Here is a 17,905-nt window from a genome sequence, read left to right as displayed (position 1 = left end):
CGCGAACAGCAGATCATGAGCGACACGGACCCGGCCCAGCACGAGAAACTGCTCGCTTACCTGAAGCGGGCCACGACACAACTGCGCGACGCCAACCGCCGCGTACGCGAACTGGAGCACCGGTCGCGCGAACCGATAGCCGTGATCGGCATGGCCTGCCGGTACCCCGGCGGCGTCCGCTCCCCGGAAGACCTGTGGACACTCGTCGAGTCCGGCACCGACGCGCTCGGCCCGCTGCCCACGGACCGGGGCTGGGACCCGGCACGGACGTCGGCCGCACCCCGCGGCGGATTCGTCCACGACGTCGGCGACTTCGACGCCGGACTGTTCGGCATCAGCCCGAGGGAGGCCGCCGCCACCGATCCGCAGCAGCGGCAGCTCCTCGAAGCGTCCTGGGAGGCGTTCGAACGGGCGGGCATCGACGTGCGCACCCTGCGCGGTGGACGCACGGGCGTCTTCGCCGGCGTGATGTACCACGACTACCCGTCGGTGGTCGATCCCGAAGCGCTCGAAGGCTACCTGGGCACGGCCAACGCCGGCAGCGTTCTCTCCGGCCGCCTCGCCTACACCTTCGGGCTCCGGGGACCGGCGGTCACCGTGGACACGGCCTGCTCCTCGTCCCTGGTGGCGCTGCACCTCGCCGCGCAGGCGCTGCGCGCCGGCGAGTGCGAACTCGCCCTGGTCGGCGGGGTCACGGTCATGTCCGGGCCGATGATGTTCGCCGGCTTCGGCCTGGAGGAGGGCTCCGCCGCCGACGGCCGCTGCAAGGCGTTCGCCGCCGCAGCCGACGGCACCGGCTGGGGCGAGGGCGTCGGTGTGCTCCTGGTGGAGCGGCTGTCGGACGCCCGGCGCAACGGGCACCGGGTGCTGGCCGTGGTGCGCGGCAGCGCGGTCAACCAGGACGGTGCGTCGAGCGGCCTCACCGCCCCCAACGGCCCCGCGCAGCAGCGCGTCATCCGCCAGGCACTGGCGAGCGCGGCACTCGTACCGGCCGAGGTCGACGCGGTGGAGGCCCACGGCACCGGCACGACCCTGGGTGATCCCATCGAGGCCCAGGCGCTGCTGGCCACCTACGGCCAGGAGCGTACGGAACCCCTGTACCTGGGCTCGATCAAGTCCAACATCGGACACACCCAGGCCGCCGCCGGAATGGCGGGTGTGATCAAGATGGTGGAGGGACTCCGCCGGGGCGTACTCCCCAAGACGTTGCACGTCGACGCACCCACGCCCCAGGTGGACTGGTCGGCGGGCGCGGTGGAGCTGCTGACCGAGACACGCCCCTGGCCGGAGACCGGCCGACCCCGTCGGGCCGGGGTGTCCTCGTTCGGTGTCAGCGGTACCAACGCGCACGTGATTCTGGAGGGGGTCGAGGCCGAGGGGGCGGTGGCGGACGGCGGGAAGTCGGGTTCTTCGTCGTCCGTTGGGGTGTGGGTGCTGTCCGGGCGGGACGAGCTGTCTCTGCGTGCTCAGGCCGGGCGGTTGCGTGGGTTTCTCGTGGCGCGGCCTGAGGTGGCCGCGGTGGATGTGGGGTTGTCGCTGGCGACGACGCGGGCTGCGCTGGAGTGCCGTGCGGTGGTGGTCGGTGGTGGGCGGGAGGAGTTGCTGGCGGGGTTGGAGTCGGTGGCTGAGGGTGTGCCGGGCGTGGGTGTGGTGACGGGGGAGGTGGGTTCGGGCGGGACGGGGTTCCTGTTCTCGGGTCAGGGTTCGCAGCGGTTGGGGATGGGCCGGGAGTTGTACGGGGCGTTTCCGGTGTTCGCGGATGCTTTCGACGCGGTGTGTGCGGGTGTCCATCTCGAGCGTCCGTTGCGTGAGGTGGTGTTCGGCGAGGACGCGGGGCTGTTGGAGCGGACGGTCTATGCGCAGGCGGGGTTGTTCGCGCTGGAGGTGGCGCTGTTCCGGCTGGTGGAGTCCTGGGGTGTGGTCCCGGACGTGCTGGTGGGCCATTCGATCGGTGAGCTGGCGGCGGCGCACTGCGCGGGGGTGCTGTCGCTCGACGACGCCTGCGCGTTGGTGTCCGCGCGGGGGCGGTTGATGGACGCGCTGCCCGAAGGCGGGGCGATGCTCGCCGTCGGGCTGGCCGAGGACAGGCTGGAGCTGCCCGAGGGCGTGGATCTGGCTGCCGTGAATGGTCCTGCTTCGGTGACGGTCTCCGGTGCGGCGGATGCGGTCACGGAGCTGGATGAGCGGCTGCGGGCGCAGGATGTGCGGGTCAAGCGGCTGGCGGTCTCGCACGCCTTCCACTCCCGCCTGATGGAGCCCATGCTGGCCGACTTCGCCGCCGTCACCGAGGCGTTGACCTACCACGCCCCCCGGATACCGGTGCTCACCACCGCTCCGGGTGCGATCGACACCCCGGAGTACTGGGTGGGTCAGGTGCGGGAGCCGGTGCGTTTCGCGGACGCGGTGCGTGAGGCGTACGGCACCGGGGTCACCCGGTTTGTGGAGTGCGGTCCGGACGGGGTGTTGTCGGCGCAGGCGGGGTTGTGTCTGGCCGACCGCTCCGAGGTGGTCGTCGTTCCGTTGCAGCGTGTCGGCGGTGAGGGTGTGAGTGCCCTGCTCGCGGGGGTCGGGGCGGCGCACGTCGCCGGAGTGCGGTGCGAGTGGGGGGCCGTCTTCGGCTGCCTGGGCGGTCGCGTCGTGGACCTCCCCACCTACGCCTTCCAGCAGCAGAGGTACTGGCCGCTGCCCGCCTCCCGTACCGGCGGGGCCGGCGGGCAGGGCGCCGACGACGCGTTCTGGGCCGCCGTGCGCGGGGGTGACGCGGACGCCGTGGCCGGGCTGCTCGGTGTGGACACCGACGACGAACGGGAGCGGCTCGACGACACGTTGTCGGTGCTGGCGGGTTGGCACGACCTCTGTTCCTCCCGGAGCCTGCGCTACCGGGAGGAGTGGCAGCCGGTCTCCCTCCCCGTGGACCCGGTTCTCGTGGGCGGCTGGTTGGTGCTGGCGCACCCGGAGCACGGGGACGTCGCCGCCGACTGCGCCGAAGCGATCCGACGCAGCGGGGGACACCCGCACGTCCAGGTGATCGATCCTGCCGACGCGGCGGCCGAACTCCAGGCACTGGTGAAGGGTTCCTCCGCCGACCGCCCCTGGGCAGGGGTGCTGTCCCTGCTCGGCCTGGCCGACGCCACCGCCGTGGCCACCGGACTCGCCCTCGTCCAGGCGCTGGCCGACACCGACACGCGCCTGTGGTGCGCCTCTCGCGGTGCCGTGGCGCTGCCGGGCGAGGAGCCCCCCGCGGCAGGCGGCCACGCCATGTGGGCGCTGGGCCGGGTGGCCGCGTTGGAACATCCCGCGCTGTGGGGAGGGCTGATCGACCTGCCCGAGACCGGGGTCGGCGACGCCTCCCTGATCGCGGTCCTCTCCGGGGTCACCGCCGAGGACCAGGTCGCCCTGCGGGACGTACTGCTCGCACGGCGGCTGGTCACCGCGGCTCCGGTCACCGGCACGCCCTGGCACCCGCGGGGCACCGTCCTGATCACCGGCGGAACGGGAGCGCTCGGCTCCCGCGTCGCCCGGTGGGCGGCACTCGGCGGGGCCGCACGACTGGTGCTGGCCGGTCGGCGGGGTGCCGACGCACCCGGCGCCGACGAACTGGTCGCGGAGCTGACGGAGCTGGGGGCCGAGACAGCGGTGGTCTCCTGCGACTTCTCCGACCGGGACGCCGTCGCCGCGCTGCTGGCCGCGTACCCGCCGAACGCCGTGGTGCACGCCGCGGGCGTAGGGGGCCTGGGCAGGCTGGCCGAACTCACCGAGGACGACCTGGTGGCGGCTCAGGCGGGAAAGGCGGCCGGCGCCGAGAACCTGGACGCACTCTGCGGTGACCTCGACGCCTTCGTGCTGTTCGGGTCGGTCGCCGCCGTCTGGGGCGGTGCCGGACAGGCCGCGTACGCCGCCGCCAACGCCCGGCTGGAGACCCTGGCCCTGCGGCGGGCGTCCCGTGGGGCGCCCGCGACCTGCGTCGCTTTCGGCGCCTGGGGCGGGGAGGGCATGGCGGAGGGCGCGGGCGCCGAACTGGCCCGCCGGGGCGTCCTGGCGATGGACCCGGACCTGGCGATCACCGCCATGGCCGACGCGGTCGCGGACACCGTCCCCACGGTCACCGTGGCGGACATCGACTGGCCGGTGTTCGCGCGGACGTTCACCTCCTCCCGGCCCAGTTCCCTGCTGGTCCGGCTGGAGGGCGGCGCGTCCGCCGACGGGGCGGACGACGCCGGAGCCCCCGGCGACCTGCGCGCGGACCTACTCGCCCTGCCGCGGTACGAGCGGTCCGAGAAGGTCCTGGAACTGGTGCGAGCGCAGACCGCCCTGGTGCTCGGGCACACGCACGGCGGTGACATCAAACCCGACCGCGCCTTCCGGGACCTCGGATTCGACTCGCTCACCGCCGTGGAGATGCGCAACCGGCTCACCGCGGTCAGCGGCCTGTCGCTGACCGCCACGGTGGTCTTCGACTACCCGACGCCCGCCGAACTCGCCGAGCACCTCCTCGAGGAGTGCGGCATCGCCCCGGACGTCGACGAGGACGCGGCCGACGAGGAACAGCGCGTGCGCGCCGCCCTGGCCGCCGTACCGACGGCCCGGCTGCGGGAGGCCGGACTGCTCGAACCCCTGCTGAGACTGGCGGGGGAGAAGACCGACGACGTGGAAGCACCGACCGCGCACGCGGTGGACGAACTGGACGGCGAGGCACTGCTGAAGCTCGTCGAAGCCAACGACGGGGAGCACTGACCATGGCGGCGTCCGCCGACGAACGTTACGTCGAAGCCCTGCGCACCCTGATCAAGGAGAACGAACGGCTCAAGACCCGCAACCAGGAGCTGGTCGTCGCCGGGCACGAGCCGATCGCCATCGTCGGGATGGCGTGCCGGCTGCCCGGCGGGGTCGACTCGCCCGAGTCGCTCTGGGACCTGGTCTCCGCCGGAGGCGACGGCGTCAGCGAGTTCCCCGCCGACCGGGGCTGGGACCTCCGCTCCCTCTACGACCCGCACTCCCGGGGTGAGGGCACCTCGTACTCCCGCCAGGGCGGCTTCGTCCACGACGCGGGACGCTTCGACGCGGCCTTCTTCAGCATCTCGCCCCGCGAGGCCGCCGCGATGGACCCCCAGCAGCGTCTGCTCCTGGAGGCCTCCTGGGAGGCGTTCGAGCGGGCGGGCATCGACCCGAGGGAGGTCAAGGGCCGTCCGGTCGGCGTGTACGTCGGAGCCGGGACCTCCGGCTACGGCGTCGGCGTCCCCGTCGCCGAGGAGGCGGCGGGCTACGCGCTGACCGGCACCGCGACCAGCGTGCTCTGCGGCCGGGTGGCGTACAGTTTCGGCTTCGAGGGGCCGGCGGTCACGGTGGACACGGCCTGCTCCTCGTCCCTGGTGGCGCTCCACCTGGCCGTACGCGCCCTGCAGGCCGGCGAGTGCACCATGGCGCTGGCGGGCGGGGTCACCGTCATGGCCACGCCGGCCGCCTTCGTCGAGTTCAGCAGACAGCGCGGTCTGGCCCGTGACGGCCGCTGCAAGGCGTTCGCGGCCGCAGCCGACGGCACCGGCTGGAGCGAGGGCGTCGGGGTGCTCCTGGTGGAGCGGCTGTCCGACGCCCGGCGCAACGGGCACCGGGTGCTGGCCGTGGTGCGCGGCAGCGCGGTCAACTCCGACGGCGCCTCCAACGGGCTCACCGCCCCCAACGGCCCCGCCCAGCGCCGCGTCATCCTGGACGCGCTGGCCGCCGCCCGGCTCTCCGCCGCGGAGATAGACGCGGTCGAGGCCCATGGCACCGGTACGACCCTGGGTGATCCCATCGAGGCGCAGGCGTTGCTGGGCACCTACGGCCAGGAGCGTACGGAACCCCTGTACCTGGGCTCCCTGAAGTCCAACATCGGCCACACCCAGGCCGCTTCCGGTGTGGCCGGAGTCATCAAGATGGTGCAGGCGATGCGCCACGGCGTGCTCCCCAGGACCCTCCACGTCGACGCGCCCAGCCCGCACGTCGACTGGTCCTCGGGCAGCGTCGAGCTGCTCACCGAGAACCGGTCGTGGCCCGACTCCGGAGCACCCCGTCGGGCCGGGGTGTCCTCGTTCGGTGTCAGCGGTACCAACGCGCACGTGATCTTGGAGGGGGTCGAGGCCGAGGGGGCGGTGGCGGACGGCGGGGGGTCGGGTTCTTCGTCGTCCGTCGGGGTGTGGGTGCTGTCCGGGCGGGACGAGCGGTCTTTGCGTGCTCAGGCCGGGCGGTTGCGTGGGTTTCTCGTGGCGCGGCCTGAGGTGGCCGCGATGGATGTGGGGTTGTCGCTGGCGACGACGCGGGCTGCGCTGGAGTGCCGTGCGGTGGTGGTCGGTGGTGGGCGGGAGGAGTTGCTGGCGGGGTTGGAGTCGGTGGCTGAGGGTGTGCCGGGCGTGGGTGTGGTGACGGGGGAGGTGGGTTCGGGCGGGACGGGGTTCCTGTTCTCGGGTCAGGGTTCGCAGCGGTTGGGGATGGGCCGGGAGTTGTACGGGGCGTTTCCGGTGTTCGCGGATGCTTTCGACGCGGTGTGTGCGGGTGTCCATCTCGAGCGTCCGTTGCGTGAGGTGGTGTTCGGCGAGGACGCGGGGCTGTTGGAGCGGACGGTCTATGCGCAGGCGGGGTTGTTCGCGCTGGAGGTGGCGCTGTTCCGGCTGGTGGAGTCCTGGGGTGTGGCCCCGGACGTGCTGGTGGGGCACTCGATCGGTGAGCTGGCCGCCGCGCATGTGGCGGGGGTGTTGTCGCTGGACGACGCCTGCGTGCTGGTGTCGGCGCGGGGGCGGTTGATGGACGCGTTGCCCGAGGGTGGGGCGATGCTGGCCGTGGAGGTGGCCGAGGAGGATCTGGAGCTGCCGGACGGGGTGGACCTGGCGGCGGTGAACGGGCCCACGTCGGTGACGGTGTCGGGTGCGGCGGATGCGGTCGCGGGGCTGGAGGAGCGGCTGCGGGCACAAGGTGTGCGGGTGAAGCGGCTGGCGGTCTCGCACGCCTTCCACTCCCGCCTGATGGAGCCGATGCTGGCCGATTTCGCGGCCGTCACCGAGGCGTTGACCTACCACGCCCCCCGGATACCGGTGCTCACCACCGCTCCGGGTGCGATCGACACCCCGGAGTACTGGGTGGGTCAGGTGCGGGAGCCGGTGCGTTTCGCGGACGCGGTGCGTGAGGCGTACGGCACCGGGGTCACCCGGTTTGTGGAGTGCGGTCCGGACGGGGTGTTGTCGGCGCAGGCGGGGTTGTGTCTGGCCGACCGCTCCGAGGTGGTCGTCGTTCCGTTGCAGCGTTCCGGCGGTGAGGGTGTGAGTGCCCTGCTCGCGGGGGTCGGGGCGGCGCACGTCGCCGGAGTGCGGTGCGAGTGGGGGGCCGTCTTCGGCTGCCTGGGCGGTCGCGTCGTGGACCTCCCCACCTACGCCTTCCAGCGGGAGCACTTCTGGGCGGTACCGCCTTCCTCCGAAGGCGCCGACCCAGCGGATTGGCGGTACGCGGTCACCTGGCACCCTCTGCCGGAAGCCGGGCGACCGGTACTGCGGGGGACCTGGCAGGTACTGGCAGACCCCGACGCACCGGAGGACGGTCCGGTCGCCTGGTGCGCCGAAGCGCTGAGCGCTCACGGCGCCACCGTCGTCGTAGGCCGCACGCCCGCCCCGGACGTCGACGGGCTGATCCTCCCGCACGACCCCCGGCCGCACCCCGCCCATCCGGAGCTGTCCCTCGGGCTGGCCGCACTGCTCGACGCGGTGCGCGGAGAGGGCGCCCCGGTGTGGGTACTCACCCGAGGTGCGGTCACGACCGGTGCCGAGGAATCCGCCGCCGACCCCGGGGCGGCACAGCTGTGGGCGATGGGCCGGGCAGCCGCGCTGGAGAAGCCGCACCGCTGGGGCGGCGCCGTCGACCTTCCGCGAGACCTTGACGCGGAAGCCGCCCGCAGACTGGCGGCCGTGCTCGGCGGTACGGGCGAGGACCAGGTGGCCCTCCGTGCCGAGGGAGTCTTCGGCCGGAGACTGACTCCGGCTCCCGTGCGTCCGGCGGAGCCCTGGAGGCCGCGCGGCACCACCCTGATCACCGGCGGCACCGGCGCACTCGGCGCCCATGTCGCCCGGTGGCTCGCGGACCGCGGCGCCCCGCACCTGGTGCTGGCCGGCCGGCGCGGCGCCGAAGCCCCGGGCATGACCGACCTCGCCGCCGAACTCACCGCGGCGGGGACCGAGGTCACGGTCGCCGCCTGCGACGTCAGCGACCGCGCGGCCCTCGACGAGCTGCTGGCCGCGCACCCGCCGAACGCCGTGGTGCATGCCGCCGGAAGCGGTGACTTCGGCCCCCTCGACGACGCGAGCGAAGCCGACATCGCCACCGTGCTGGCCGCCAAGGTCACCGGAGCCCTCCACCTCGACGACGCGCTCCGGGACGCGGACCTCGACGCCTTCGTGCTCTTCTCATCGGTCTCCGGCATCTGGGGCAGCGGCGGCCAGGCCGCCTACGGGGCGGCCAACGCCGCTCTGGACGCCCTCGCCTCCCGTCGCGCCGCCCGGGGTCTGCCCGCCACCTGTGTGGCGTGGGGCCCATGGCACGGCAGCGGCATGGCCGGCGCGGAGGAGACCGCCGACTACCTGCGGCGTCGCGGACTGCGCACCATGGAACCGGCCAAGGCACTCGACGCTCTGGGCGCGGCGGTGGACGGCGGGGACGTCTCCGTGGTCGTGGCCGACGTGGAATGGGCACGCTTCCTGCCCGCCTTCACCGCCGCGCGGCCGCAACGGCTCTTCGACGGGCTGCCCGGCACCTTGCCGCAGGACGGGGGAGAGGAGCCGGCCGGGAGGACGGACGCGGAGGCGGGTTCCCCGTTCGCGGTCCGCCTCGCCGCGCTCGATGCCAAGGAGAGACGGCGTGAACTGGTCGAGTCGGTGCGTGCCCGTGCCGCCGTCGTCCTAGGTCACCACGACGCCGATGCCGTCGAACCCCGCAGGGCCTTCAGGGACCTGGGATTCGACTCGCTCACCGCCGTCGAGCTGCGCAACCTCCTCGCCGACGTCACCGGCTTCAGCCTGCCCGCCACCGTCGTCTTCGACCACCCCACCCCCGCCGCGCTGGCCGAACACCTCGACGACCTCATCCAGCACCTGGACGGTGACAGAGGCGTGACGGCCCCGGCCGCCGCCGACGAGCCCGTCGCCATCATCGGTATGGCCTGCCGCTACCCCGGAGGCGTCACCTCGCCGGACGAGCTGTGGCAGTTGGTCGCCGAGGGCCGCGACGGCATCACCGACTTCCCCGAGGACCGGGGCTGGGACACCGCACGTCTCTACGAACCCGACGGCACGCCGGGTACCTCGTACGTCCGTGAGGGCGGATTCCTCGGCGACGTCGCCGAGTTCGACGCCCCGTTCTTCGGCATCTCACCCCGCGAGGCGGTCGCCACCGACCCGCAGCAGCGCCTGATGCTTCAGGTCGCCTGGGAGGCCCTGGAGCACGCCGGCGTCGACCCCACCGCGCTGCGCGGCAGCGACACCGCCGTGTTCGCGGGCACCAACGGACAGGACTACCCGATCCTGCTCGCCGGGGCCCCCGACGTCAGCGAGGGGCACCAGGGCGCCGGCAACGCGGCCGCCGTGCTCTCCGGCCGCGTCGCCTACACCCTCGGTTTCGAGGGACCCACCCTCACGGTGGACACCGCATGCTCGTCGTCCCTGGTGGCGCTGCACCTGGCGGTACGCGCCCTGCGGGCCGGCGAGTGCTCGATGGCGCTGGCGGGCGGCGTCACGGTGATGTCCACACCGACCGCCTTCGTGGAGTTCAGCCGACAGCTGGGGCTCGCGGCCGACGGTCGCTGCAAGGCGTTCGCCGCCGCAGCCGACGGCACAGGCTGGGGCGAGGGCGTCGGTGTGCTGCTGGTGGAGCGGCTGTCGGACGCCCGGCGCAACGGGCACCGGGTTCTGGCCGTGGTGCGCGGCAGCGCGGTCAACTCCGACGGTGCCTCCAACGGGCTCACCGCCCCCAACGGCCCCGCCCAGCGACGCGTCATCCGCAGGGCGCTGGCCGACGCGGACCTGCGGTACTCCGACGTCGACGCGGTGGAGGCGCACGGTACGGGCACGAAGCTCGGCGACCCGATCGAGGCGCAGGCGCTGCTGGCCACCTACGGCCAGGAGCGTACGGAACCCCTCTACCTGGGCTCACTGAAATCGAACATTGGGCACACCCAGGCCGCTGCCGGGGTGGCCGGAGTGATCAAGATGGTGGAGGCGCTCCGCCGCGGCGTACTCCCGGGGACGCTGCACGTCGACGCGCCCACGCCCCAGGTGGACTGGTCGGCAGGTGCGGTGGAGCTGCTGACCGAGGCCCGTCCCTGGCCGGAGACGGACCGGCCCCGCCGGGCGGGCGTCTCCTCGTTCGGTGTCAGCGGCACCAACGCCCACGTGGTGCTGGAGGCCGCGCCCGCGGGAGAGCCCGCGCCAACACCGGCCCCGCCAGGTGACACCACCTCGCTGCTCCCGCTCCTGCTCTCCGCCCGTACGGCGGCCGCGCTTCCGGCGCAGGCGGAAAAGCTGCGAGCGGCCCTGGGCGGGCACAGGATCGCTGACGTGGCGCACTCGCTGGCGACGACCAGGGGAGCCCTGGAGCACCGGGCCGTGGTGCTGGCGGCCGACACCGAGACCGCGGACGCCGCCCTGCGCAACCTCGGCGCCGCTGTCGTCGGACGGGCCGAGGAGGACGGCTCCCTGGTGCTGCTGTTCTCGGGCCAGGGGTCGCAGCGGCCGGGGATGGGCCGGGAGCTGTACGGGGCGTTTCCGGTGTTCGCGGATGCTTTCGACGGGGTGTGTGCGCGGGTGGATCTCGAACGTCCGTTGCGTGAGGTGGTGTTCGGCGAGGATGCCGGGCTGCTGGAGCGGACGGTCTATGCGCAGGCGGGGCTGTTCGCGCTGGAGGTGGCGCTGTTCCGGCTGCTGGAGTCCTGGGGTGTGGTCCCGGACGTGCTGGTCGGGCATTCCATCGGTGAGCTGGCGGCGGCGCATGTGGCGGGGGTGTTGTCGCTGGAGGATGCCTGCGTGCTGGTGTCGGCGCGGGGGCGGTTGATGGACGCGTTGCCCGAGGGTGGGGCGATGCTGGCCGTGGAGGTGGCCGAGGAGGATCTGGAGCTGCCCAACGGGGTGGACCTGGCGGCGGTCAACGGGCCCACGTCGGTGACGGTGTCGGGTGAGGCGGAGGCGGTCACCGATCTGGAGGAGCGGCTGCGGGCACAAGGTGTGCGGGTGAAGCGCCTGGCCGTCTCGCATGCCTTCCACTCCCGCCTGATGGAGCCGATGCTGGTCGACTTCGCGGCCGTGGCGCGGTCGTTGACGTACCACGCCCCGCAGGTCCCGGTCCTCACCACCGCCCCGGGTGACCTGGCCACCCCCGAGTACTGGGTGGGTCAGGTGCGCGAGCCGGTCCGCTTCGCCGACGCGCTCGGCCGGCTCACCGGGGTGCGGACGGCACTGGAGCTGGGCCCGGACGGAGTGCTGTCGGCGGCCGCCTCGGCGCTGCTGGACCAGGCCGTGGCCGTACCGGCACTGCGACGTGGGCGCGACGAGACCGAAACGCTCCTCCGTGCCCTGGGGACCCTGCACGTGCGGGGTATCACGGTGGACTGGTCCGCCCTGCTCGCCCCCGTCGGTGGCCGGCGCATCGAGCTGCCCACCTACGCGTTCGCCCGCGAGCGCTACTGGCCCTCGGCTCCGGCGTCGGCACGCCCCGGTGACGTGGTCTCCGCCGGACTGGGGGAGACCGGGCATCCGATCCTCGCCGCCGGTGTGGATCTCGCCGACGACGGCGGCCTGTTGTTCACCGGACGCCTTTCCCTCCGTACGCACCCGTGGCTCGCGGAACACCGTGTGCACGACCGGATCGTGGTGCCCGGCACGGTGTTCGTCGATCTCGCGGTGCGCGCCGGAGACGAGACGGACTGCGACGTCGTGGACGAACTCGTCCTGCACACACCGCTGGTGCTGACCGCCGAGGAGTCCGTCCAGCTCCAGGTCACCGTGAGCGCCCCGGGCGAGGAGGGGGAACGGGAGATCACCGTCCACTCGCGTATGTCAGGCGACACCGGCTGGTTCGGGCAGCCGTGGACCAGGAACGCCTCCGGCACGCTGCGGGCGACCGGCACCGCGGAGGCCGTGCCGGAGCCGACCTGGCCGCCGGCCGACGCGCGGGCCGTGCCGGTCGACGACCTCTACACCGAGCTGGCCGCGGCCGGCCTGGACTACGGGCCCGTCTTCCAGGGCCTGCGCGCGGTGTGGCGAGCGGGCGACGAACTCTGGGCCGAGGTCGAGCTGCCCGAGACGGCGCACGCCGACGCCGGACGCTTCGGAGTGCACCCCGCACTGCTCGACGCCGCACTCCACTCGCTCGCCGTGCGGACGGAGGCGTCCGACGGCCCTGCCGGGCCCCCCGGACTGCCGTTCTCCTGGTCCCGGATCGCACTGACCGTCTCCGGCGCCACCAGGCTCCGCGTGCGTGTTTCCCCCCGCGGCGCCGACGGGGTGGAGCTGGTGGCCGTCGACCCCGGCGGGCAGCCCGTCGTCTCCGTCGGACGCGTGGTGCTGCGTCCCCTCGCCGAGGCCGCCGCGACAGGTGCCGCCCCGTCGCGGCCACTGCACCGGGTGGACTGGACTCCGCTCCCCGACGTGGCCCGCACCCCCGGCACCTGGGCGGTCCTGGGCCCCGACCCGTACGGCGCGGCCGAGGCGCTTTCGGAGCTGGGGGCCGACTGCGCGCGGGCGTCCGACCTCGCCTCGGCCACGGCCGACCTGCTCCTCGTCACCTCCGCGCCGGACGCCGGCCGCGACGATGCCGCCGACGGCCGCGACGATGCCGCCGCCGACGGCGACGACGCGGAGGCCCGGGTGACCGCGATGCTGGCCATCGTCCAGGAGTTCCTGGCCCGCGAGGACACCGACGCCACCCTCGTGGTGCTCACCCGGGGCGCTGTCGCCGTCGACGCGGGTGACGACCTGTCCGACGTGGCGGGTGCCGCCGTGCGCGGGCTGCTGCGCAGCGTGCAGTCGGAGCACCCCGGCCGCCTGCAGCTGGTCGACGTCGACGCCGCCCCGTGGACCGCGCTGCTCGGCGCGCCCGGCGCGCACGAACCCGAACTGGCAGTCCGCGACGGCCGGTTGTACGCCGCCCGGCTGGCCTCGCTCGCCGAACGCACCCTGCGGGCCCCCGAGGGCCCGTGGCGAGTGGGTGTGGTGTCGCGGGGCGCCGTCGAGGGTGTGGGGCTGGTGGCCGCGCCCGACGCTGAAAGCGTGCTCGAAGCAGGACAGGTGCGGGTGGCGGTACGAGCGGCGGGCATGAACTTCCGGGACGTGCTGAACGTGCTGGGCATGTACCCCGGGGAGGTGGAACTGGGGGGCGAGGCCGCCGGTGTGGTGGTGGAGGTCGGGCCCGGGGTGTCGAAGCTGGCCGTGGGGGACCGGGTGCTGGGGTTCTTCAGCGGTGCGATGGGCCCGTTGGCGGTGGCGGACGAGCGGCTGACGGCTCCCCTTCCGCAGGGGTGGTCCTTCGTCCAGGGCGCCGCGGTTCCGATCGCGTTCGTGACGGCGTACTACGGCCTGCTCGACGTGGGAGGACTGTCGGCCGGGGAGTCGGTGCTGGTCCACGCGGCCGCGGGCGGGGTCGGCATGGCGGCGGTGCAGATCGCCCGGCACGTGGGAGCCGAGGTGTACGGCACGGCCTCGCCCGGCAAGTGGGGCGCGACCGGGCTGGACGCGGAGCACCTGGCCTCCTCGCGTGACCTGGGGTTCGAGAAGGTCTTCGCGGAGCGTACGGCCGGTCGCGGGGTGGACGTGGTGCTGAACGCCCTGGCGGGTGAGTTCGTCGACGCTTCGGTCCGGCTGCTGACCGTGGGCGGACGGTTCGTGGAGATGGGCAAGGCGGACGTACGCGATCCGGACTCGGTGCCCGGCCGGACGTACCGTGCGTTCGACCTGAGCGAGGCGGGGCCCGAGCGGATCGGGCGGATGCTGGACGAGGTGCTGGCTCTGTTCGCGCGGGGCGTGCTCAGCCTGCCGCCGGTGCGGACCTTCGACGTACGGCGGGCACCGGAGGCGTTTCGCTTCATGAGCCAGGCCCGGCACGTGGGCAAGGTCGTACTGTCCCTGCCGCGTGCGGTGGAGCCCGGCGGCACGGCGCTGATCACCGGTGGCACGGGCGCTCTGGGCGCGTCGGTCGCCCGGCACCTCGTGGACCGGCGCGCGGTGGACCGGCTGCTGCTGCTCAGCCGCCGCGGCCCGGACGCCGAGGGCGCGGACACGCTGAGGTCGGACCTCGAGGCGGCCGGAGCACGGGTCGAGATCGTGGCCTGCGACGTCACCGATCCCCAAGCCCTGGCCGCGGTGCTGGACGGGCGGCGCGTCAGCTCCGTCTTCCACCTCGCGGGCGTCCTCGACGACGGGGTGGCCACCGCCCTCACACCCGAACGGGTCGCCCCGGTCCTGGCACCCAAGATCACCGCGGCCCGCGCGCTGCACGAACTCCTGCCCGACGTGGAGGAGTTCGTGCTCTTCTCGTCCGTCTCCGCCACCCTGGGCAGCCCCGGCCAGGCGTCGTACGCCGCGGCCAACGCCTACCTCGACGCCCTGGCCCACCACCGCCACGGCAGCGGGCTGCCGGCCCTGTCCCTGGCCTGGGGCCCGTGGGACGTCGGCGCGGGCATGCTCGGCGTGCTCACCGACGGCGACCGCCTGCGGGCCGCCCGCTCCGGTCTGCCCGTGCTCACCGCCGACGAAGGCCTGACCCTGCTCGACGAGGCTCTCACCGGGCCCGACCCCGCCGTGGTGCCGGGTGCCGTCGACGTCACCGGCTTCGCCGGCCGCCCCGACGTGCCGCATCTGCTGCGCGGTCTGGTCCGGGGCCGCCGGCGCACCGCCGCCACCGCGGCCCGGGAGACCGGCTTCGCCGACCGGCTGCGGGCCCTGCCCCCCGCCGAACGGGCCCAGGTGCTTCTGGACTGGGTGAGGTCGGAGGCGGCCACCGTGCTCGGCTTCGCCGGAGCGGAAGCCGTCGAACGGGACCGGGCGTTCAAGGACCTCGGTTTCGACTCGCTCACCGCCGTCGAACTGCGCAACCGGCTCGGCGCGGCCACCGGCACCCGGCTGCCCGCCACCCTCGTGTTCGACTACCCGACGCCCGACGCGCTCGCCGAGCGGCTCGGAGCCGACCTGGTGCCGCCCGACCACGACCCGGCGGAGGCCATGATGGCCGGGCTGGACCGACTGGAGGCCGCCTCCGACGACTTGTCCGACAGCGACCGCTCCCGGCTACGGGTCAGGATGAGCGCCCTGCTCGCCCGGTGGGCGGATCGACCCGACGGCCCGGACACCGCCGACGAGGCCCGGGACGCCGATCTGTATTCCGCCACCGAGGAGAACATCTTCGCGCTCATCGACAACGAGCTGGAGAGCCCGTGACCCACCCACCGGGTGCCGGGATCGCCCCGGGCCTCTGAAGCTCCACCTACTCGGCAGGCAGGGCCTCTCGCATGACATGTGCGGTGACCACCGGGTCATAGCCGTCCGGGACGCCTTCCACCAGGATGATGTCGCCCTCGATGTGCCTCGAGCGCAGGGGTGCGATCTCCTGATACGCGGGTGAGTCCCACCAAGCCCGTGCCTCGGCGATCCCGGGAAAGGCGATCAACACCACATGCCCGGGCCAACTGCCCTCTTTCACCTCATGCTGGGTGGCGTGCACAAGAAAGCGCCCACCGTACGGCTCGAAGGTGGCGGGGATGCGCTCGACGTACTCGACGACGTCCGGGTGCGGAGCGGCCTCTTGCAGATGAGCGATGGCGTAGGCGGGCATGGTGTCCTTCCGGTCGGTCGATCTCACGTCGACAGCATGGCACTCCGGCGCACCGGGTTCGATGACCTGACAAGTAGGCGAACCGTAGCCTCTGGTGACCGACGTCCGGTGGCCGGGAAACCCGGGAGACACCCGAACCCGTACAGGACCGGCTCGGTCGCCGCGGCGACGAAGGAAGGCGACCGCGACCCGGGCCGCTGCGTCGATCACCGCGTCAACGGCCGGACGTGAGGCGGCGAGCTTCGAGTGCGGGCGAAGACGTCCACGGCTGATCGCCGTACCGGCTGAGTATGATCACCTGCACCGGTCTGAGTACGCGAGCGGATGCCCGCCGCGTGCGGCGCCGGAAGGGTGGGGCCATGCGCCGACCACTGCTGCTCGCCCTGCTGTTGATGCTCACTGCCGGCTGCGGCGCGATGCGGTCCTCCGAGGAGGAGGCGACGGACGCCGCACGGGAGGTGGCCACGAGGGCGGGCGAGCTGCTGCGCAGTCAGCGCCCCCGCACGGCGGAGGAGATAGGACGCTCCGCCACGGGTATCGACGGTGTGGAGGTCCTGCGGGTGACGGGTACTTCGACACACGACGGTGACGGCGTCGACGTGACAGTCCGTACGACCGGCTCGGCGTACAACGAGTGGTTCGACGTCCAGGAGATCGTCGTCCGGCGCTGCTTCGCCGTACGGGTGTCTCCCCGGTCCCGGTGGGGAGAGACACCCCGCGAAGTGAACTGCCCGGATGGCCCTCCACTGTCCTTCGCGCCGCCGCCCGCACCACCCCGGCTGCCTTTCAGGGAACTCCGCGCCTCACTTCCCCGGGTGCCGGAGGGCGGCCGGGTGGACGAGGCCGGGTTGCGCCGTACGCTCGCCGCCCTCGACCTGGACCCCGCGATACGCACCGAGGTGAAAGCGGAAGGGGGCCGGGTCGGCGTGATGCTGTCGGTCGAAGGCAACCACTTCGACCCGCAGGACTGCCTCCTGGCCCGCGTGGAACCCGGCACCACAGAGGTGTGGATGCCGCCCCGGATCCAGCGGATGCCCGGAGAGGGCGGCTGCACAGTCGGCAACGCCCTGCACCCGCTGCCACCGCCGCACTGAGCGGACGCTCCGCCGCGCCGAAGTCCACCGGAACCTTGACTCCTGTTCAGGCGCCCGGCCCACAGCCGAGGAAGAACGAGGATCTCCGCCATGCGCTACGCACGACATGCCAAAGGGGCCCTGACCGTCACCGCCGCCACCGCGGCCGGTCACACCCTCATGTCTTCCGGCTACACGTGGGCCCGCAACAGCGCGTCCGCAGACGACACGGTGTTCTCCGGGGCCTTCGAGTTCCTGGTCACGACGGCCGCCTCCTGGGCTCTCATGCCCCTGATGCTGTGGACCGGCATGAGGGTGATGGGGGAAGTCGGCAACACAGTGCTGATGGTCACCGGTGGGCTGGCCTGGGTAGGGGTCTCGGGGTACTTCATCGACGACATCGACCGGACGGGCGGGCAGATACCGACCCTGGCTCTGGCCGCATACGTTCTTCTGTGCACGGGTCTTGCGGGTACGGGCTCCCGCCACCGCAGCTGAAACGGCAGCGGAACCCGATCTGAGCCGAGGAGGAACCCGACGTCGTCGTACCCGTCCATCGGGACGACTTCGAGGAAGCCCCTGAGCCGGCCCCCGCGCCACGGCCCGCGAGGGACCTGGACGCCTTCGTCGCGCTGGTCCACGAGGAGTCTCCCGTGAGCCTGATCGTCGCCCCCGGCTACCGCACCACCTACGGCGAGGACATGCGGGAAACCGCACCCCGCATCGGAAAGCGGGAAACACCGGCTGCCGCGATACGACTTCCCACTTGCCATGCGGTTTCCCACTTGCCATGCGGTCCGAAGCGGCCGGTCGGGGTCGCGAGGCGATCCGGGAGTTCCTCCGGGCGGTCAACTGACCGACCCGTGCAGGGAGCGTTGCGCGGGCATGGGGCGGGGCGTTCTGAGCCCGCCTCCGTGATCAATCGCTGCACGAGCACGGCCACCTCCGCACGGCCCCTCTCCCCAGCGCTCATCAGGTCACTCCGCCGCGTCACCCTGGCG

5 protein-coding genes are annotated in these 17,905 nt (G+C 73.2%); 4 read left to right on the top strand and 1 reads right to left on the bottom strand.

Annotated features, from left to right (window positions below; translation table 11 throughout):
- The first annotated feature begins 15 nt into the window (after positions 1–15).
- A complete protein-coding gene (locus AC07FV_RS26100) occupies positions 16–4,734 on the top strand; it encodes a type I polyketide synthase (RefSeq protein ID WP_479089664.1) in 4,719 nt (1,572 codons plus the stop codon).
- Between the two features lie 2 nt (positions 4,735–4,736).
- Entirely contained in the window at positions 4,737–15,437 is a 10,701-nt protein-coding gene (locus tag AC07FV_RS26095; RefSeq protein WP_479089663.1) for an SDR family NAD(P)-dependent oxidoreductase, read from the top strand.
- A gap of 46 nt (positions 15,438–15,483) precedes the next feature.
- Here the strand turns inward: AC07FV_RS26095 and AC07FV_RS26090 are convergent, their stop codons facing one another.
- Entirely contained in the window at positions 15,484–15,831 is a 348-nt protein-coding gene (locus tag AC07FV_RS26090; protein ID WP_479089705.1) for a DUF1330 domain-containing protein, read from the bottom strand.
- Positions 15,832–16,190: 359 nt separating this feature from the next.
- Here AC07FV_RS26090 and AC07FV_RS26085 point away from each other — a divergent pair, with 359 nt between their 5' ends.
- Both AC07FV_RS26085 and AC07FV_RS26080 read left to right on the top strand, forming a co-directional pair.
- Complete coding sequence (locus AC07FV_RS26085) at positions 16,191–16,925, top strand: translation initiation factor IF-2 (protein WP_479089662.1); 735 nt, start codon at positions 16,191–16,193, stop codon at positions 16,923–16,925.
- Positions 16,926–17,015: 90 nt separating this feature from the next.
- Positions 17,016–17,402 (top strand): hypothetical protein, encoded by a 387-nt coding sequence (locus AC07FV_RS26080; protein WP_479089661.1) that lies wholly within the window; start codon positions 17,016–17,018, stop codon positions 17,400–17,402.
- The last annotated feature ends 503 nt before the right edge of the window (positions 17,403–17,905 follow it).

It is taken from the genome of Streptomyces sp. NPDC045956, from assembly GCF_056430705.1.
This window is presented reverse-complemented; position numbering and strand designations above follow the sequence as displayed.

What these genes read in the sequence shown, in the direction of transcription:
- AC07FV_RS26100 (WP_479089664.1), top strand. Translation starts at nt 16, where the DNA reads ATGAGCGACACGGACCCGGCCCAGCACGAGAAACTGCTCGCTTACCTG.
- AC07FV_RS26095 (WP_479089663.1), top strand. Translation starts at nt 4,737, where the DNA reads ATGGCGGCGTCCGCCGACGAACGTTACGTCGAAGCCCTGCGCACCCTG.
- AC07FV_RS26090 (WP_479089705.1), bottom strand. Translation starts at nt 15,831, where the DNA reads ATGCCCGCCTACGCCATCGCTCATCTGCAAGAGGCCGCTCCGCACCCG.
- AC07FV_RS26085 (WP_479089662.1), top strand. Translation starts at nt 16,191, where the DNA reads ATGCGCCGACCACTGCTGCTCGCCCTGCTGTTGATGCTCACTGCCGGC.
- AC07FV_RS26080 (WP_479089661.1), top strand. Translation starts at nt 17,016, where the DNA reads ATGCGCTACGCACGACATGCCAAAGGGGCCCTGACCGTCACCGCCGCC.